This is a genomic window from Pseudomonas sp. NFX5 (assembly GCF_049132125.1).
GTDB lineage: Bacteria > Pseudomonadota > Gammaproteobacteria > Pseudomonadales > Pseudomonadaceae > Aquipseudomonas > Aquipseudomonas marginalis.
On record NZ_JAFMZG010000009.1, the window covers coordinates 269017 to 285783 of the forward strand.

Genomic DNA, 16767 nt, shown 5'->3' on the forward strand with positions numbered 1-16767 from the left:
TGGGGCTGGACAAAAACGGCAGGCAGGAAAAAACAGACAGCCAAGCATCGCCCACCGTGATGCTGTTGGATGATCCAGGCCGGTCTCCGGGCTCATGAGTGGTGCGCTGGCTCATCGACAGAGCGAACACGCCGACGGCGCGCCTTCCCATATCGCGGGCGATACAGTGGCAAAAGGCACCGTCTTGACTCATTTACCGTTGCGGGGGCAGCGCCGGAATCGCGGCAGCACTGTGTACAAGTGCGCTCGCTCACCGGCTTCCCTGTTTCACTCGGTCGACCCATGGGTCACAGAGCACCTGGAACAAGCCGCGAAGGTTAGTGGGTTGGGGGTGGAGCGTCAATTAAAGCTGGCCTTGCACTTGAACCATCGCACCAGCGCCCTCCTCTACCCTTACAGGTATCAAGGAGAACACCATGCATAAAACCAGACTCGCCCTGCTCATCATGCTCGCCGGCACCCTCGCCGCCTGCGGTGAAAGCTCCACCCTGCAGGTGTCCGACGGCACCGGGCCGTCGCCGCAGCTACCGGAGCCGAACAAAACCCTGATTCCCACGGTGAACATTGCCCCGGCTATCGGCTGGCCGGAGGGCGTGAAGCCAACGGCAGCGGCCGGCACCCAAGTGGCGGCGTTCGCCGAAGGCCTGGATCACCCGCGCTGGCTGTATGTATTGCCCAATGGCGATGTGCTGGTGGCAGAAACCAATGCGCCGCCCAAGCCGGATGATTCCAAGGGCATTCGCGGCTGGGTCATGGAGAAGGTCATGGGCCGCGCCGGTGCCGGTGTACCGAGCCCCAATCGCATTACCCTGCTGCGCGACGCCGATCACGATGGTGTTGCCGAGACCCGTACGGTGTTCCTGGAAAACCTCAACTCGCCCTTCGGTATGACACTGGTCGGCAATGACCTGTACGTCGCCGATTCGGACAAGCTGCTGCGCTTCCCCTATCAAGCGGGCGAAACCGCGATCAAGGCAGCTGGCACCAAGGTGGTCGACCTGCCTGGCGGCCCCCTGAATCATCACTGGACCAAGAACGTGATCGCCAGCAAGGACGGCAGCAAGCTGTACGTGAGCGTCGGCTCCAACAGCAACGTCGGTGAGAACGGTCTTGAGGCGGAACAGGGCCGGGCGGCTATCTGGGAAGTGGATCGCGCCAGCGGCCAGCAGCGCATTTTCGCTTCCGGCCTGCGCAACCCTAACGGCATGGCCTGGGAACCCCAGAGCGGCAAGCTATGGACGGCGGTAAACGAGCGCGACGAGATCGGCAGCGACCTGGTGCCGGACTACATCACCTCGGTCAAGGATGGCGGGTTCTATGGCTGGCCCTTCAGCTATTACGGCCAGCATGTGGATGTGCGCGTCACGCCGCAGAACCTGGACCTGGCGGCCAAGGCAATCGTGCCGGACTATGCGGTAGGGCCGCACACCGCGTCTTTGGGCCTGACGTTCGCCGAGGGCAGCAAACTCCCGGCGCCGCTCAGCAACGGCGCGTTCATCGGCCAGCATGGCTCGTGGAACCGCAAGCCCCACAGTGGCTACAAGGTGATCTTCGTGCCGTTCGAGGCAGGCCAGCCTAAAGGGCAGCCGGTGGATGTGCTGACCGGGTTTCTCGATAAAGATGAGAACGCCATGGGCCGGCCGGTAGGCGTGGTGATCGATCAGCAGGGGGATTTGCTGGTGGCGGATGACGTGGGGAACAAGGTGTGGCGGGTGTCGGCGGCTCAATAAACGCCCCCAGAAGCAACACAGAACCAATGTGGGAGGGGACTTGCTCCCGATAGCAGTGGGTCAGGCACAGATACTGTGACTGATACTTCGCTATCGGGGGCAAGCCCCCTCCCACATTTGGTTCAGGGATTACGTGCCAGGTTTGCTGGCAACACACGCTTGGCGCTCAGATAGGCATTCTGCCAATACGCCTTGGACAAGGTGTCCAGCTTGACCGTACCGCCGGTCTGCGGCGCATGCACAAAGCGGCCTTCGCCCACATAGATGCCGGCGTGGCTGACCTGGGAGCCGCCACCGGTGGCGAAGAACAGCAGGTCGCCGGTCTGCAGGTTCTGCTCGCTGACATCCTGGGCGCGCATCACGATCAGCTCGCGGGTGGTGCGCGGCAGGGAGATGCCGGCGGCATCGCGGAAGACGAAGCCGATCAGGCCACTGCAATCGAAACCCGAGTCCGGCGTGTTGCCGCCCCAACGGTAAGGCGTGCCGACCAGGCCCAGTGCACGAAAGAGTACGTCTTCGGCCGCAGGCGAGAAATTCTGGGTGGAATAGTTGAATACCGGCTTGGGCTTGACCGCAACGGGAGCGGGCGGCGGCCGGCTGGCACAGGCGCTGATAAGCGCGGCGCAGAGAATAAGGAGCAGGCGGGCTGAGGTCGACATGTGCAGAACAATCCTGGTCTGGATGCGGCTATCGCTGCCGAACGCTGAAAACCAGAACGCGCAAGCAAAGCTCGCGCGAACGGATTACAACAATGTCCAGGAATTCTAGCGCTTACACGTCAAACTTCAAGTATCACTTTAAGTTTACTTACTGGCGGTAACCGTAGTCGGTGCCATGGCGAGTGCGCGCTTGGCTTCGATGAAGGTTTTGCTCCAGTAGCTGTCACCCAGGCTGTCGACTCGAACACCACCACTGCGACGGCTGCTGGAGTGGATAAACTGGTTATCGCCCAGGTAGATACCGGCATGGCTTACGCGACCACGGCCCGCAGTACTGAAGAAAAGCAGATCACCGGGCTTGAGGTTGTTGCGCGCGACCAACGGTGCTTTCACGTTGATCATTTCGCGAGTGGAGCGTGGCAGGTTCATGCCAGCTTCTTCACGAAACAGGTAGCCGATGAAACCGCTGCAGTCGAAACCGGCTTCAGAGGTACCGCCGAAACGGTAACGGGTACCGATCAGAGACATGCCGCGTTCGAGGATGCTGTCGGCCAGGACTGGAAGCTGGTAAGGCTTGTTGCCGGAGAAATCGGCCAGTTCCTTTTCGGTTGCCACCTCTTCTTCATAGACAGAAGCAGACTGTGCAGCAACGAATTTTGCCTGGGACTGTTGTTGAGGTTTTTGCTGCTCAACCACCTGTTGAGGGTGGGAGGCGCAACCAAACAACAGGGTAACGAGTGCGAGGGGCACGAGGGGTGCGAAGCGATTTAGCATGGGCACGACCGTGGCTGGTATGTAAAGAAGTCGAGACTATGCCTTCTATCACATCGATTTGCAAATTCAATCGTGATCTATGTGACTTCGCGATTGGACTATGACATCTAAGCCGTAATTCCATTTATCGGTTCACATGCGTAGCCAACGTGGCTTAAACGCAGGATTTCTGGCGCCTGGAAATTGCCGAACCCCGTAGATTCAAGCAGTTACCAGCCCAACGTTTCCTTGAGAAAAGGGATCGTCAATTTTCGTTGAGCCTGCAGGGAGGCCTGATCGAGCTGCTCGAGCAAATCGAACAACGCGCTCATGCTGCGGGTGCCACGGGTGAGGATAAAGTGCCCGACCTCATCGGTGAGGTGCAGGCCGCGACGGGATGCGCGCAATTGCAGGGCCCGCAGTTTGTCTTCGTCGGAGAGTGGGCGCATCTGGAAGATCAGCGCCAGGGTCAGGCGCGACTTGAGGTCGGCCAGCTTGACCGGCAACTCCCGTGGCGAGGTGGAGGCCGCAATCAACAAGCGCCGGCCGCTGTCCCGCAGGCGGTTGAACAGATGGAACAGCGCCTCTTCCCAATCCGCCTTGCCGGCCACTGCCTGCAGATCGTCCAGGCACACCAGTTCGTATTGCTCAAGGTTGTCGAAGATCCCGATGCCGCGATCCATCAACTCGGCCAGGGGCAGGTAAACCGCCGGCTCGCCCATCTGCTCGAAACGCAGGCAAGCGGCCTGCAACAGGTGGGTACGCCCTACGCCGTGTTTACCCCACAGATAGATCAGGCTTTCGGTCCACCCGGCGTCGGCTTCGCAGAGCCGCTCGACATAGCCGAGTGCAGCGGCATTGGCGCCTGGGTAGTAATTGATAAAGGTAGCGTCATCACGCAGACGCACACCTAAGGGCAGCTGAATCGGTTTCATGCTGACTGAACGGCTCCCATCGAACCGTTAGTGGCCTCTGTGTAAAGTTTGCAAAGTTTATACCCGTGACGCCGGGCGCACAATGCAGCAGACCACAAGCAAAATCAAAGGTTTGCGTTAACTTGCCGGTTTTGAGCGGATTGTTTGACGCCATACCCCCATAAACAACAAACCCGGCCGAAGCCGGGTTTATGACGCAGCGGTTACAGGTCGGGGTCTTCGACCCCCGTATAGGCGTCGGAATCCTTGTACAGATCGTGCATATGACGCACCAGCACCATGATCACCGCCGCCACCGGCAGTGCCAGCAGAATGCCGGTAAAGCCGAACAGCTCGCCGCCCGCCAGGATCGCAAAGATCACCGCCACCGGGTGCAGGCCAATCCGGTCACCCACCAGCAACGGTGTGAGCACCATACCTTCCAGGGCCTGGCCGACCATGAACACCGCGACAATCCCCAGCATCGGGTACAGGTCGCCGCCAAACTGGAACAGGCCAGCCACCAACGCCGCGCCGATCCCGATCACAAAGCCCATATACGGCACGATAGCGGCAAGGCCGGCGATCAGGCCGATCAACAGGCCCAGCTCCAGGCCGATGGCCATCAAGCCCGCCGCGTAGATGATCCCCAGTGCCAGCATCACCAGCAGCTGCCCGCGCACAAAGGCACCAAGCACCTCATGGCACTCGCCGGCCAGGGCCACGATGCGCTCTTCACGATTGCGCGGCAACAGGCTGCGGATCTTGGCCATCATGATGTCCCAATCGCGCAGCAGGTAGAACGCCACCACCGGAATCAGCACCAGGTTGGTCAGCCAGCCGATCAGCGCCAGGCTGGAGGCGGTCGCCTGGCTGAGGATCACCCCCACAATATCGGTGGTCTGGCCCATGTGCTCGCTGATCGCCGCCTTGACCTTGTCGAACTTCCAGAAGCCATCCGACAGGCCCAACTTGGCCTGGGCCCACGGCATCGCCGTGTGCTGCAGCCAGTCGAGCATCTGCGGCGCCAGCTCATAGAGACGAAACAGTTGCTTGGCCAGCATCGGCACCAGCACCAGCACCAGCGCGGTGATGATCAACGTGAACAGTGCAAACACCGCAACCACGCCCAAGGTCCGCGACAGACCGGCTTTTTCCAGGCGATCCACCACGGGATCGAACAGATAGGCGAGCAGCAACGCAACCAGGAACGGCGTCAGGATCGAATGCAGCAGGAACACAAAAACGCACAGCAGGACGATCCCGCCAAGCCACACCCAACGACGCGTATCCGCCATAAACCACTCCATTATTTGCTTCTATCTATATAGGAAGAACTTTTACCAACGAAAATGCAGTTGCGCCTGGGGCGCAGGTGCCGCCGGCGGTTGTGTGCCATCGACCGCAGGCTGCTGCACCGAGGCCTCACCGGCAGGCACTTCCTGCAACCTGGCCAGGCTCAACTGGGTACGCAACTGATCGGCACTGCCGTTGACCCGATACACAATACGATTGCCATCCACCCATTGCGGCTGACCGCCAAACGGCTCAAGCAGGTGCCCCAGGGCCGCGTACCGCTCCAGGTTCATGCCCTGCACTTCCAGCAGTTGCTCGGTGCTCACACCGGGCTTGACTGCAAAGCGCGGCGCCAGTTTTTGGCTGACCGCCAGCATGACTGCATCGGCCAGCGCGCCCGTGTCGGCGCCTTGCGCGGTGCCCTGCTCGCTCTTGTCACCCAGCCACAGGCGCCATTTGGCCTGCCATTGATTGCCTTCCTGGCGTGCATGCACGGCCAGCAAGGCGTCGGCACCGTAGCGCTCGGACGCGGCGCGCAATGGCGTGGCATCGGCGCTTTCAAGATTCGGCGCGGTGGCGACCACCTGTTCATCCAGGTCCCCCAGGGGCAGGCGCAATGGCAAGCCACGGTGCTGTGCCGCACGGCGCAGCGCCTGGGCAGCGGCCTGGCCATCGCCGACCAGGCTGCTGCCTTCGGTGGAGTCGTTCAGCCACCAGCCGAGGATCGAGGGCCGATTGCTGCCCCAGATCGACAGGCCGGCGTCACGCAAGGCGCGATCGGTGCTGACCGGGTCGAAGTCCACTTGCAGGCTCTCGGGCGGGCCGGCGTCGTAACCGTATTGAGTGATGATTTGCTGCGGATCCTTGCGAATCGCCGCCAGGCCCGGGCCTTGTGCGGCCTTGGCATCGCCGGTGAGGCGGATCACCAGGGTCTCCACCGCACGCTGGGTCGCCTGGTCGCGCTCTTGCGGCGATTGGCTGCTGACGGGTTCGAGTACCTGGTACAGGCCATTGAGGGTTTCGGCATGACTCGCCAGGCTGATCAACGACAAGCAGCCTACAAAAAAGACATTACACAGACGCATGGAAGATTCCCGAACGACAAATTTAGCGGCTGGAACAGACCGCGTGAAATCGGTGTAGCCAGGCTGTGACCACAGCGACAACTAAAACATTCACGGGGTCCCGGTAAGTTTTCGCCATGTCATTAACGACAGCGGTTTAAAGGCTATACCTTAATACGTGCCTGAACAGACCCGATCAGCATTTTTTTAACCGGCTTTTTTAAATCTATCTGCCCTGCCCGTCGGCCCGAGGATGGCCGCTGCCCCTCAAGCCTGATAAAATCGCGCGCCTTCGCAGACCGTCAACGGCTGGGCCTTTTACCAAAAGCGCCTGCCCGCTCGGTCGTTACCCCTGAATCCCCCCTAAAGGCCTGGATCATGAGCAAGCAACCCTCCCTGAGCTACAAGGACGCCGGTGTAGACATCGACGCCGGTGAAGCATTGGTCGAACGCATCAAGAGCGTTGCCAAGCGCACTGCGCGCCCCGAAGTCATGGGCGGCCTGGGCGGTTTTGGCGCCCTCTGCGAGATCCCGGCCGGCTACAAGCAGCCTGTATTGGTTTCCGGTACCGACGGTGTGGGCACCAAGCTGCGCCTGGCACTGAACCTGAACAAGCACGACAGCATCGGCATCGACCTGGTCGCCATGTGCGTCAACGACCTGGTGGTATGCGGTGCCGAGCCGTTGTTCTTCCTCGACTACTATGCCACCGGCAAGCTGAACGTCGAGACCGCCACCCAGGTGGTGACCGGCATCGGCGCCGGCTGCGAACTGTCGGGTTGCTCCCTGGTCGGCGGCGAAACCGCTGAAATGCCAGGCATGTACGAAGGCGAAGACTACGACCTGGCCGGCTTCTGCGTCGGCGTGGTGGAAAAAGCCGAGATCATCGACGGCTCCAAAGTGGCTGCCGGCGACGCCCTGCTCGCCCTGCCATCCTCCGGCCCGCACTCCAACGGCTACTCGCTGATCCGCAAGATCATCGAAGTGTCCGGTGCCGACATCGAGAACATCCAGCTCGACGGCAAGCCGCTGACCGACCTGCTGATGGCCCCGACCCGCATCTACGTCAAGCCACTGCTCAAGCTGATCAAGGACACCGGCGCGGTCAAGGCCATGGCCCACATCACCGGCGGCGGCCTGCTGGACAACATCCCGCGCGTACTGCCAAAAGGCGCCCAGGCGATCGTCGACGTGGCCAGCTGGCAGCGTCCTGCGGTATTCGACTGGCTGCAGGAAAAAGGCAACGTCAATGAAACCGAAATGCACCGCGTGCTGAACTGCGGCGTGGGCATGGTGATCTGCGTCGCGCAGGAACACGTTGAAACCGCGCTGAACGTATTGCGTGAAGCCGGCGAGCAGCCTTGGGTCATCGGCCAGATCGCCACCGCTGCCGAAGGCGCGGCTCAGGTTGAACTGAAGAACCTCAAGGCTCACTGATGCCTCGGACCTGTGATGTCGTGGTGCTGCTTTCCGGCACCGGCAGTAACTTGCAGGCCCTGATCGACAGCACGCGCACCGGCGACAGCCCGGTGCGCATCGCTGCGGTGATCTCCAACCGCAGCGACGCCTACGGCCTGCAACGCGCCAGGGACGCGGGTATCGAAACCCGCTCGCTGGATCACAAGGCTTTCGAAGGCCGCGAGGCCTTCGACAGCGCCCTGGTCGAACTGATCGACGCCTTCAACCCCCAACTCGTGGTGCTGGCCGGTTTCATGCGCATTCTCAGCGCAGGTTTCGTGCGGCACTACGAAGGGCGCCTGCTGAATATCCACCCTTCCCTGCTGCCCAAATACAAAGGCATGCACACGCACCAGCGCGCCCTCGATGCCGGTGACAACGAGCATGGCTGCAGCGTGCACTTCGTCACCGAGGAACTCGATGGCGGGCCTCTGGTCGTACAGGCAGTGGTTCCGGTAGAGTCTGACGACTCGGCGCAGACCCTTGCGCAACGGGTGCATACCCAGGAACACAGGATTTACCCGCTGGCTGTGCGCTGGTTTGCCGAGGGGCGGTTGATTCTTGGTGACCAGGGTGCATTATTGGACGGTCAGTTACTTGCGGCCAGCGGCCACTTGATTCGAACCTAGGAGATTTTATGCGTCGCGCCTTGCTCTTCGCTTTTGCGCTGTTCGCCTTGCCTGCCGTGCAAGCGGCAGATCTACACCCGTTCTCCGCCAGCTACACCGCCGACTGGAAACAGTTGCCCATGAGTGGTTCGGCAGAACGCAGCCTGACCAAGAACGGTGACGGCACCTGGACCTTGAACTTCAAGGCTTCCATGATGATCGCCAGCCTGACCGAAACCAGCGTGATCCTGTTCGACAAGGACACCCTGCAACCGAAGAGCTATGCCTTCGAACGCGGCGGCCTGGGCAAGACCAAGAAGATCAATCTGGACTTCGACCCGTCGACCAAGAAAGTCACGGGCTTTGAAAACAAAGACCCGGTCAATGTGCCCCTGCAAAGCGGCATGCTCGACAAGTCGACCTACCAGTTGGCCTTGCAGCGCGACGTGGCAGCCGGCAAGAAAAGCATGAGCTACAACGTGGTTGAAGGCACCGACGTCGACACCTACGACTTCCGCGTGATCGGCCCGGAAAAGGTCCAGACCAAGGTCGGCAGCATTGACGCGATCAAGGTCGAGCGCGTACGCGACCCGACTCAAAGCAAGCGCATCACCCAGATGTGGTTCGCCAAGGACCTGGGTGGCATCCTGGTAGCCCTGCGTCAGGTGGAAACCGACGGCAAGGAATACAACATCATGTTGCAAGACGGTACCGTTGACGGCAAAGCCATCAAGGGCAGCTGATTGGATTGATGAGCAGAGAAGAGCCTCGCTGAATGCGGGGCTTTTTTTCGTCTGGGGGTTTTGGGTTCAAGTGTCTGCCGTCATCGGGAGCAAGCCCCCTCCCACAGGGGAAAGTGTTCGCAGTTCAAATGTGGGAGGGAGCTTGCCCGATGCCGCCCAACATGAAACTTCTGTCATAAACCTCTAAAGCGGTTTACTTAGCAAGCTAACAAACCGTATAAAAAGACCTGCGACGACTTGCCGCATACCCACCAGAAATTGGAGCAAGCAGATGACTGTAAAAGTAACTGAACGCGACGACGAACATATGTCCCACGAAGCGCTGGGCCATGGGATTCACATCTGGGATGTCCACCAACAGGACCTGCTGGTCGGCATGTTTCATAACGAGAGCGACGCTCATAATTATAAAAACGAGCTCGAAGCCCTTGAGATGAAACGCCAGACGCAAAGCGCCTGAAACTTCGAAATCCTGTAGGCCCCCCAGCCCCACGCAGCTGGGGGGCCTATAAAACACAAACCCCGCCTTCTGAGCGGGGTTTGTGTGTTCTGGGGCTGCTTCGCAGCCCAACGCAGGGCACGCCTGCTCACCACAATTCGTTGCTACAGCCTTACCACATCAAATCATCCGGGATCTGGTAAGCGGCGTACGGATCATCCTCATCCGGCACCTGGCTTTCGGTGAGGATATTGAGCTGCACGATACGCTCCGGGGCGCGCTCCTGGATCTTCAGCGCGGCTTCACGGGGGATCACCTCGTAGCCGCCACCGTGATGCACGATGGCCAGGGAGCCGTTGCTCAGCTTGTTGCGCATCAAGGTGTTGACCGACAGGCGCTTGACCTTCTTGTCATCCACGAAGTTGTAGTAGTCCTCGGTCGTGAGCTTAGGCAGGCGCGAGGTCTCGATCAGTTGCTTGACCTGGGCCGTACGGGCCTTGGCCTCGGCTTTTTCCTGCTGCTGGCGGTTCAGCTCCTGGTCACGCTTGACCTTCTCGGCCTGCGCTTCGGCGGCCAGGCGAGCCTGGGTGTCATCGGCCTCGATCTGGCCCTTGTGGACCAGGCGCTGCTGCTTCTGTTTCTCTTTGCCGACCTGCTTGGCCTGCTTTTGGTTGACCAGACCTGCTTTGAGCAACTGGTCGCGAAGGGAAAGGCTCATGGTGCTTACTCACTTAGGCAACTGCTCAACCGCAGCTGGACACGTTCTTTTCCTGACGTTTGGCTTCGCCCCACAGGGCGTCCAACTCTTCGAGGGTGCAATCTTCTATGGGTTGGTGGGTATCGCGCAATGCCTGTTCGATAAATCGGAAGCGTCGCTCGAACTTGGCATTGGCGCCACGCAGCGCGGTTTCCGGGTCGACCTTGAGGTGACGGGCCAGGTTGACCGCCGCGAACAGCAGGTCACCGACTTCATCGGCGATGGCTTCCGGGTCGTTGTCGGCCATGGCTTCGAGCACTTCGTCCAGCTCTTCGCGCACGTTATCCACCACCGGCAACGCCGATGGCCAGTCGAAGCCGACCTGGCTGGCGCGCTTCTGCAATTTGGCGGCCCGGGACAGGGACGGCAAGGCGCTGGGCACATCGTCCAGCAGGGACAGCTGCTCCGGCGCGTCGGATTTTTCCGCACGCTCCTCGGCCTTGATCTGCTCCCAACGTTCCTTGACCTGCTCTTCGCTCAGTCGAGGAATATCCAGCGGCGCATACAGATCGCCGGTCGGGAACACATGGGGATGGCGGCGAATCAGCTTGCGGGTGATGCTGTCGATCACCCCGGCAAATTCGAAACGTCCCTCTTCCCGCGCCAGCTGGCTGTAATACACCACTTGGAACAACAGATCGCCCAACTCCCCCTGCAGATGATCAAAGTCGCCGCGCTCGATGGCGTCGGCCACTTCGTAGGCCTCTTCCAGGGTGTGCGGGACAATGGTCGCGTAGGTTTGCTTGATGTCCCACGGGCACCCGTATTGCGGGTCCCGCAGGCGACTCATCAGGTGCAGCAGGTCTTCAAGTGAATACATCTTTCTGTGTCCGATCAGTGTGGGAGCAAGCCCCCTCCCACATTTAGCCTGCATTCATTGCGCGAATCATGGGGTACGGTTGCGCCGCGTCTCAATGATATTCGGCAGCTGGGAAATCCGCCCCAGCAACCGCCCCAGTGCGTCCAGCCCCGGAATCTCGATGGTCAGGGACATCAACGCGGTGTTGTCCTCTTTATTCGAGCGGGTGTTGACCGCCAGCACGTTGATGCGCTCATTGAGCAGCACTTGCGAGACGTCGCGCAGCAGGCCGGAACGGTCGTAGGCACGGATGATGATGTCCACCGGGTAGGTGAGCACCGGCACCGGGCCCCAGCTGACCTGGATAATCCGCTCCGGCTCGCGCCCGCCCAGTTGCAGCACCGAGGCGCAGTCCTGGCGGTGAATGCTGACGCCACGGCCCTGGGTGATGTAGCCGACGATGGCATCCCCCGGCAACGGCTGGCAGCAACCGGCGATTTGCGTCAGCAGGTTGCCGACGCCCTGGATCTGGATATCGCCGCGCTTGCCGGGCTTGTAGCCGGTGGCCTTGCGTGGGATCAGCTCCAGTTGTTCGTTGCCGCGCTCCGGCTCGACCAGTTGCTGGGCCAGGTTGACCAGCTGCGCCAGGCGCAGGTCGCCGGCACCGAGGGCGGCGAACATGTCTTCGGCGATCTTCATGTTGGCCTTTTCGGCCAGCTTGTCGAAGTCCACCTGCGGCAGGCCCAGGCGGCCCAGCTCGCGTTCGAGCAGGGTCTTGCCGGCGGCGACGTTCTGGTCGCGGGCCTGCAGCTTGAACCAATGGACGATCTTCGCCCGCGCCCGCGATGTGGTGATGTAGCCCAGGTTCGGGTTCAGCCAGTCGCGGCTCGGCGTGCCGTGCTTGCTGGTGATGATCTCGACCTGTTCGCCGGTTTGCAGGCTGTAGTTGAGCGGCACGATGCGCCCGTTGATCTTGGCGCCTCGGCAGTTATGGCCGATCTCGGTGTGCACGCGGTAGGCGAAGTCCAGCGGCGTCGCGCCCTTGGGCAAGTCGATGGCATGGCCGTCGGGGGTGAAGATGTAGACCCGGTCCGGCTCGATATCCACGCGCAACTGTTCGGCCAGGCCGCCGATGTCGCCGAGTTCTTCGTGCCATTCCAGCACTTGGCGCAGCCAGGAGATTTTCTCCTCGTACTGGTTGGACCCGGCCTTGACGTCGGTGCCCTTGTAGCGCCAGTGCGCGCACACGCCCAGCTCTGCCTCTTCGTGCATGGCGTGGGTGCGGATCTGCACTTCCAGCACCTTGCCCTCGGGGCCGATCACCGCGGTGTGCAGCGAGCGATAGCCATTTTCCTTGGGGTTGGCGATGTAGTCGTCGAACTCCTTGGGAATGTGCCGCCACAGCGTATGGACGATCCCCAGCGCGGTGTAGCAGTCGCGCATTTCCGGCACCAGCACGCGCACCGCACGCACGTCGTAGATCTGGCTGAAGGCCAGGCCCTTGCGCTGCATTTTGCGCCAGATCGAGTAGATGTGTTTGGCGCGGCCGCTGATGTCGGCATCGACCCCGGTGGCCTGCAACTCGGCGCGCAACTGGCCCATCACGTCGCTGATAAAGCGCTCACGGTCGAGCCGCCGCTCATGCAGCAGCGTGGCGATCTGTTTGTATTGATCAGGTTCGAGGTAGCGGAAGGACAAGTCCTCCAGCTCCCACTTGATATGGCCGATACCCAGGCGGTGGGCCAGGGGCGCATAGATGTCGAAGACTTCGCGGGCGACGCGGTTGCGCTTCTCGTCGTCGGCGGTCTTCACCGCACGGATCGCGCAGGTGCGTTCGGCCAGCTTGATCAGGGCGACACGTACATCGTCGACCATCGCCACCAGCATCTTGCGCAGGTTTTCCACCTGGCCCTGGGTGCCCAGCACCATGGACTGGCGCGGGCTGAGGCTGGCGCTGATGGCGGCCATGCGCAGCACGCCGTCGATCAGCTTGGCCACCACCGCACCAAAACGCTGGCTGACGGTCGGCAACTGGATGTGCCCTTCACGCACGCCGCGATAGAGCACGGCGGCGATCAGCGAGTCCTGGTCCAGCTTGAGATCGGCAAGGATCTCGGCGATTTCCAACCCGGTGCGAAAGCTGGAAGTGCCTTCGGCCCACAGGTTCTTGGCTGCATTGTCTTGTTGCTCAGACTCACGAGCGAACTCGCAGGCTGCTTTCAAGGCTTCACGGTCCAGTGCCGGGTCGACACTGATGGCATGATCCAGCCATGCCTCGAGATTGATACTGCCGTCGGTGTTGATCGGCTGGTGTGCTCTCACCTGTACCATCTTGCTTACCTTCCCTATGACGCACCTTGGATGCGCCAAAATCATCGCCGACCTTTTTACTGCGAGCTCCGTGGCAGATCATAGGCCTTGGAGAACGCAGGCCAGTCGGATTAAACGGGCATCCTAGCCCGCTTCAAATAACGCCATGGCCTCGACATGCGCTGTCTGCGGAAACATGTCGAGGATCCCGGCACGTTTTAGCCGGTAGCCTTGCTTGACCAGCTCAACCGTGTCCCGCGCCAGCGTCGCCGGGTTGCAGGACACATACACCAGGCGCTTGGCCCCCAGGGTGGCGAGCTTGCGCACAACCTCTTGGGCACCATCGCGGGGTGGGTCCAAGAGTACCGCAGAAAAGCCCTGTTTGGCCCATTCCGCGTCAGTCAACGGCTGGGACAAATCGGCCTGAAAAAACTGCGCATTATGCAAATTGTGGCTGATGGCGTTCTGCGCAGCCCGGTCCACCATGGCCTGCACACCTTCCACCGCCACCACGTCGCGCACCTGTTTCGCCAGCGGCAAGGCAAAGTTGCCCAGGCCGCAGAACAGGTCCAGCACCCGCTCATCAGGCTGTGGCGCCAGCCAGTCCAGGGCCTGGGCCACCATCGCCTCGTTGACCCCGGCGTTGACCTGGACAAAATCCCCCGGTCGGTACGCCAACTCCAAGTCCCATGGGCCCAATCGGAAACCTAGTGACTGATCAGGCTCAATCGGTTCCGGCTGACCTTCACCCTGCAGCCACAGCTGGGCGTCATGGAAGCTGCAGAATTCTTTCAGGATCAGCAGATCCGCCTCCGACAACGGCGCCATATGCCGCAGCAACACAGCGACGGACGAGCCACTGAACAACTCCACATGCCCCAGGGCCTGAGGTTTGCTCAGGCGGCGCAGCATGTTCGGCAGACGCTGCATGATCGGTTGCAAGGCCTGTACCAGCACCGGGCAATCATCGATGGCGACGATGTCCTGGCTGGCCACGGCGCGGAAACCCACCTCAAGCTTCTTCGCCTTGGCATCCCAACGCACGGCCACCCGGGCGCGGCGCCGGTAAGCGAATTCCGGCCCACTCAATGGTGCGGCCCACTCCTGCGGTTCGACACCGGCCACGCGGGACAGTTGCTCGGCGAGCATGCGCTGTTTCAGGGCAAGTTGTTCGGCATGGGGCAAGTGCTGCACGCTGCAACCGCCACAGCGACCGAAGTGCGCGCACGGTGCCGGGCGACGCAGCTCGCTGGCCGTGAACACGCGCTCGGTGCGGGCCTCGACCACCTTGCCGTGGGTGCCCAACACCCGCGCTTCAACCTCTTCGCCGGCCAGCGCACCGTTGACAAACCAGGTGCGACCTTCAAAGAACACGATGCCGCGGCCGTCGTTGGCCAGGCGCTCGATGGCCAGGCGTTGCTTCTTGCCCACGGGAATCTGTGGGGCCCGGCTGCCGCCCGTCGGTTGGAAGCGCAGGCCTCTCTCGTGCTTGGCCATCAGTTGGGTTCGTCGAAAATGCCGGTCGACAAGTAACGGTCGCCTCGGTCACAGATGATCGCGACGATCACCGCGTTTTCCACTTCCTTGGACAAGCGCAACATACCCGCCACGGCGCCGCCGGACGACACGCCGCAGAAGATGCCTTCTTCACGGGCCAGGCGGCGGGTGGTGTCTTCGGCTTCACGCTGGGCCATGTCGATGATGCGGTCCACGCGGGTCGCGTTGTAGATCTTCGGCAAGTACTCTTCGGGCCAGCGACGAATGCCTGGGATCGCCGCGCCTTCCATCGGTTGCAGGCCGACGATCTGGATCGCCGGGTTCTGCTCCTTGAGGTAGCGCGAGTTGCCCATGATGGTGCCGGTGGTGCCCATGGAGCTGACGAAATGGGTGATGGTGCCCTGGGTCTGGCGCCAGATTTCCGGACCGGTGGTGGTGTAGTGCGCTTCGGGGTTGTCCCCATTGGCGAACTGGTCCAGCACCTGGCCACGGCCTTCGGCGGCCATGCGCTCGGCGAGGTCGCGGGCGCCTTCCATGCCTTCTTCCTGGGTGACCAGCACCAACTCGGCGCCATAGGCGGTCATCGCCGCCTTGCGCTCGGCGCTGCCGTTGTCGGGCATGATCAGCACCATCTTGTAGCCCTTGATCGCGGCGGCCATGGCCAGGGCGATCCCGGTATTACCCGAGGTGGCTTCGATCAGGGTGTCGCCGGGCTTGATCTGCCCGCGCAGTTCGGCGCGGGTGATCATCGACAGCGCCGGGCGGTCTTTTACCGAGCCGGCCGGGTTGTTCCCTTCGAGCTTGAGCAACAGGGTATTGCTGGTTTCACCCGCCATGCGTTGCAAGCGGACCAGGGGCGTGTTGCCGACGCAATCGGCGATTGTAGGGTACTGCAAGGTCATGGCGTATTCGCAATCCAGACTGCGGGGGCGAACATCATACCGGGAAAGGTCGGCGGGCCATATCACGCAAAGTGTGGTGCTTATGGCTTAAAGGAATAAGCGAGGCGGTGGTGGCTGAGCGGGCGCCATCGGGAGCAAGCCCCCTCCCACACTGGACCGCATTCTCATGCTGGAACTCGATCGAATGTGGGAGGGGGCTTGCTCCCGATGGCCGCGCCTCGATATCCCGCCTAGCGCAAATGCCCATCGCCATGATTTCTCCGAAAGACCTCCTCCCCCATCGCCGCAATCTGCCCTTCGATCAATGCATCAAACGGCTTGAGCAACGGCTCGAACGACACTGGCGCCTCCAGCACCTGCAACGCCTGCACAATCGCCTCCACCGTCGACAACGCCCCCGGTCCGGGCGCCTTGCGCAGTCGATAGCGAGACACGGCGCCCTCGACCAGCGTGACCCGTGGCAACGCCGCCAACACAGGATTGAGGTGCAGCAGTTTGCGCGCCTTGCGCCAGGTGCCGTCGGGCACCACCAGCAACAGCGGCTGGGCGCCGGGTGCATAGGCTTGCAGCGGCTGTGCATCGTCAGCCGGAAACAACAGCCGCGCCTGATAGCCGGGCGGGTTCAACAGGGTCGGCAAGTCATCAAAGACCTCGCCCACCACCAACTGCGCATTGTTCAATCCCAACGCCGCCAGCCGCGCGGTATTGAGCGCATGGTTGACCTCGCTCGGGTGCTGCAAAACAAGCACACGTGTGCGGCTGTCGAGGCTGGGAATCAGCGCGCACAGGCAATGGGCGGCGGGCCTGAGGCAGCGGGAACAGTGGGGTCGGGACATGG

16 protein-coding genes and 1 riboswitch are annotated in these 16767 nt (G+C 61.6%); of the genes, 5 read left to right on the top strand and 11 right to left on the bottom strand.

Annotated features, from left to right (window positions below; all coding sequences use genetic code 11):
* Positions 1–59: 59 nt before the first annotated feature.
* Positions 60–317, bottom strand: a riboswitch (cobalamin riboswitch).
* Positions 318–416: 99 nt separating this feature from the next.
* Positions 417–1730, top strand: coding sequence for a PQQ-dependent sugar dehydrogenase (locus tag J1N02_RS05210; protein WP_421147207.1), 1314 nt, complete (start codon positions 417–419; stop codon positions 1728–1730).
* A gap of 122 nt (positions 1731–1852) precedes the next feature.
* Here the strand turns inward: J1N02_RS05210 and J1N02_RS05215 are convergent, their stop codons facing one another.
* The 5 genes from J1N02_RS05215 to J1N02_RS05235 form a co-directional block, all read right to left on the bottom strand.
* Positions 1853–2389 carry a C40 family peptidase gene (locus tag J1N02_RS05215; protein ID WP_027603800.1) on the bottom strand — a complete coding sequence of 179 codons (537 nt, stop codon included), beginning with the start codon at positions 2387–2389 and terminating at the stop codon, positions 1853–1855.
* A 144-nt stretch (positions 2390–2533) separates the two neighbouring features.
* Entirely contained in the window at positions 2534–3163 is a 630-nt protein-coding gene (locus J1N02_RS05220) for a C40 family peptidase (protein ID WP_027603799.1), read from the bottom strand.
* A gap of 209 nt (positions 3164–3372) precedes the next feature.
* The gene (gene hda, locus J1N02_RS05225; protein WP_027603798.1) at positions 3373–4077 is read right to left on the bottom strand and encodes a DnaA regulatory inactivator Hda; all 705 of its coding nucleotides are present in this window, start codon (positions 4075–4077) and stop codon (positions 3373–3375) included.
* A 203-nt stretch (positions 4078–4280) separates the two neighbouring features.
* A complete protein-coding gene (locus J1N02_RS05230; RefSeq protein ID WP_027603797.1) occupies positions 4281–5354 on the bottom strand; it encodes an AI-2E family transporter in 1074 nt (357 codons plus the stop codon).
* Between the two features lie 42 nt (positions 5355–5396).
* Complete coding sequence (locus J1N02_RS05235; RefSeq protein ID WP_027603796.1) at positions 5397–6437, bottom strand: DUF2066 domain-containing protein; 1041 nt, start codon at positions 6435–6437, stop codon at positions 5397–5399.
* Positions 6438–6794: 357 nt separating this feature from the next.
* On the opposite strand from J1N02_RS05235, the gene purM reads away from it, so the two are divergent.
* From purM to J1N02_RS05255, 4 genes are all read left to right on the top strand, one after another.
* Entirely contained in the window at positions 6795–7853 is a 1059-nt protein-coding gene (gene purM, locus J1N02_RS05240; RefSeq protein WP_014719398.1) for a phosphoribosylformylglycinamidine cyclo-ligase, read from the top strand.
* A complete protein-coding gene (purN, locus tag J1N02_RS05245) occupies positions 7853–8503 on the top strand; it encodes a phosphoribosylglycinamide formyltransferase (RefSeq protein ID WP_027603795.1) in 651 nt (216 codons plus the stop codon). The genes purM and purN overlap by 1 nt, the downstream gene beginning before the upstream one ends.
* Positions 8504–8511: 8 nt before the next feature.
* A complete protein-coding gene (locus tag J1N02_RS05250) occupies positions 8512–9225 on the top strand; it encodes a DUF3108 domain-containing protein (RefSeq protein WP_027603794.1) in 714 nt (237 codons plus the stop codon).
* 271 nt (positions 9226–9496) lie between these two features.
* The gene (locus J1N02_RS05255; protein ID WP_027603793.1) at positions 9497–9685 is read left to right on the top strand and encodes a hypothetical protein; all 189 of its coding nucleotides are present in this window, start codon (positions 9497–9499) and stop codon (positions 9683–9685) included.
* A 151-nt stretch (positions 9686–9836) separates the two neighbouring features.
* On the opposite strand, the gene J1N02_RS05260 is transcribed toward J1N02_RS05255, so the two are convergent.
* The 6 genes from J1N02_RS05260 to J1N02_RS05285 form a co-directional block, all read right to left on the bottom strand.
* Positions 9837–10382, bottom strand: a complete 546-nt coding sequence (locus J1N02_RS05260; protein ID WP_010208656.1) for a DUF2058 domain-containing protein — start codon at positions 10380–10382, stop codon at positions 9837–9839.
* Between the two features lie 25 nt (positions 10383–10407).
* Positions 10408–11241 carry a nucleoside triphosphate pyrophosphohydrolase gene (mazG, locus tag J1N02_RS05265; RefSeq protein WP_065940604.1) on the bottom strand — a complete coding sequence of 278 codons (834 nt, stop codon included), beginning with the start codon at positions 11239–11241 and terminating at the stop codon, positions 10408–10410.
* A gap of 66 nt (positions 11242–11307) precedes the next feature.
* The gene (gene relA, locus J1N02_RS05270) at positions 11308–13551 is read right to left on the bottom strand and encodes a GTP diphosphokinase (protein ID WP_027603791.1); all 2244 of its coding nucleotides are present in this window, start codon (positions 13549–13551) and stop codon (positions 11308–11310) included.
* 123 nt (positions 13552–13674) lie between these two features.
* Positions 13675–15027, bottom strand: a complete 1353-nt coding sequence (gene rlmD, locus J1N02_RS05275; protein WP_098478941.1) for a 23S rRNA (uracil(1939)-C(5))-methyltransferase RlmD — start codon at positions 15025–15027, stop codon at positions 13675–13677.
* The gene (cysM, locus tag J1N02_RS05280) at positions 15027–15929 is read right to left on the bottom strand and encodes a cysteine synthase CysM (RefSeq protein WP_015885254.1); all 903 of its coding nucleotides are present in this window, start codon (positions 15927–15929) and stop codon (positions 15027–15029) included. Before cysM ends, rlmD begins: the two co-directional genes overlap by 1 nt.
* 230 nt (positions 15930–16159) lie before the next feature.
* Positions 16160–16765, bottom strand: coding sequence for a tRNA-uridine aminocarboxypropyltransferase (locus J1N02_RS05285; RefSeq protein WP_098478940.1), 606 nt, complete (start codon positions 16763–16765; stop codon positions 16160–16162).
* Between the last annotated feature and the right edge of the window lie 2 nt (positions 16766–16767).

Bases quoted from the DNA above. Each gene is read 5' to 3' on its own strand.
- J1N02_RS05210 (WP_421147207.1), top strand. From the start codon at position 417: ATGCATAAAACCAGACTCGCCCTGCTCATCATGCTCGCCGGCACCCTC.
- J1N02_RS05215 (WP_027603800.1), bottom strand. From the start codon at position 2,389: ATGTCGACCTCAGCCCGCCTGCTCCTTATTCTCTGCGCCGCGCTTATC.
- J1N02_RS05220 (WP_027603799.1), bottom strand. From the start codon at position 3,163: ATGCTAAATCGCTTCGCACCCCTCGTGCCCCTCGCACTCGTTACCCTG.
- hda (WP_027603798.1), bottom strand. From the start codon at position 4,077: ATGAAACCGATTCAGCTGCCCTTAGGTGTGCGTCTGCGTGATGACGCT.
- J1N02_RS05230 (WP_027603797.1), bottom strand. From the start codon at position 5,354: ATGGCGGATACGCGTCGTTGGGTGTGGCTTGGCGGGATCGTCCTGCTG.
- J1N02_RS05235 (WP_027603796.1), bottom strand. From the start codon at position 6,437: ATGCGTCTGTGTAATGTCTTTTTTGTAGGCTGCTTGTCGTTGATCAGC.
- purM (WP_014719398.1), top strand. From the start codon at position 6,795: ATGAGCAAGCAACCCTCCCTGAGCTACAAGGACGCCGGTGTAGACATC.
- purN (WP_027603795.1), top strand. From the start codon at position 7,853: ATGCCTCGGACCTGTGATGTCGTGGTGCTGCTTTCCGGCACCGGCAGT.
- J1N02_RS05250 (WP_027603794.1), top strand. From the start codon at position 8,512: ATGCGTCGCGCCTTGCTCTTCGCTTTTGCGCTGTTCGCCTTGCCTGCC.
- J1N02_RS05255 (WP_027603793.1), top strand. From the start codon at position 9,497: ATGACTGTAAAAGTAACTGAACGCGACGACGAACATATGTCCCACGAA.
- J1N02_RS05260 (WP_010208656.1), bottom strand. From the start codon at position 10,382: ATGAGCCTTTCCCTTCGCGACCAGTTGCTCAAAGCAGGTCTGGTCAAC.
- mazG (WP_065940604.1), bottom strand. From the start codon at position 11,241: ATGTATTCACTTGAAGACCTGCTGCACCTGATGAGTCGCCTGCGGGAC.
- relA (WP_027603791.1), bottom strand. From the start codon at position 13,551: ATGGTACAGGTGAGAGCACACCAGCCGATCAACACCGACGGCAGTATC.
- rlmD (WP_098478941.1), bottom strand. From the start codon at position 15,027: ATGGCCAAGCACGAGAGAGGCCTGCGCTTCCAACCGACGGGCGGCAGC.
- cysM (WP_015885254.1), bottom strand. From the start codon at position 15,929: ATGACCTTGCAGTACCCTACAATCGCCGATTGCGTCGGCAACACGCCC.
- J1N02_RS05285 (WP_098478940.1), bottom strand. From the start codon at position 16,765: ATGTCCCGACCCCACTGTTCCCGCTGCCTCAGGCCCGCCGCCCATTGC.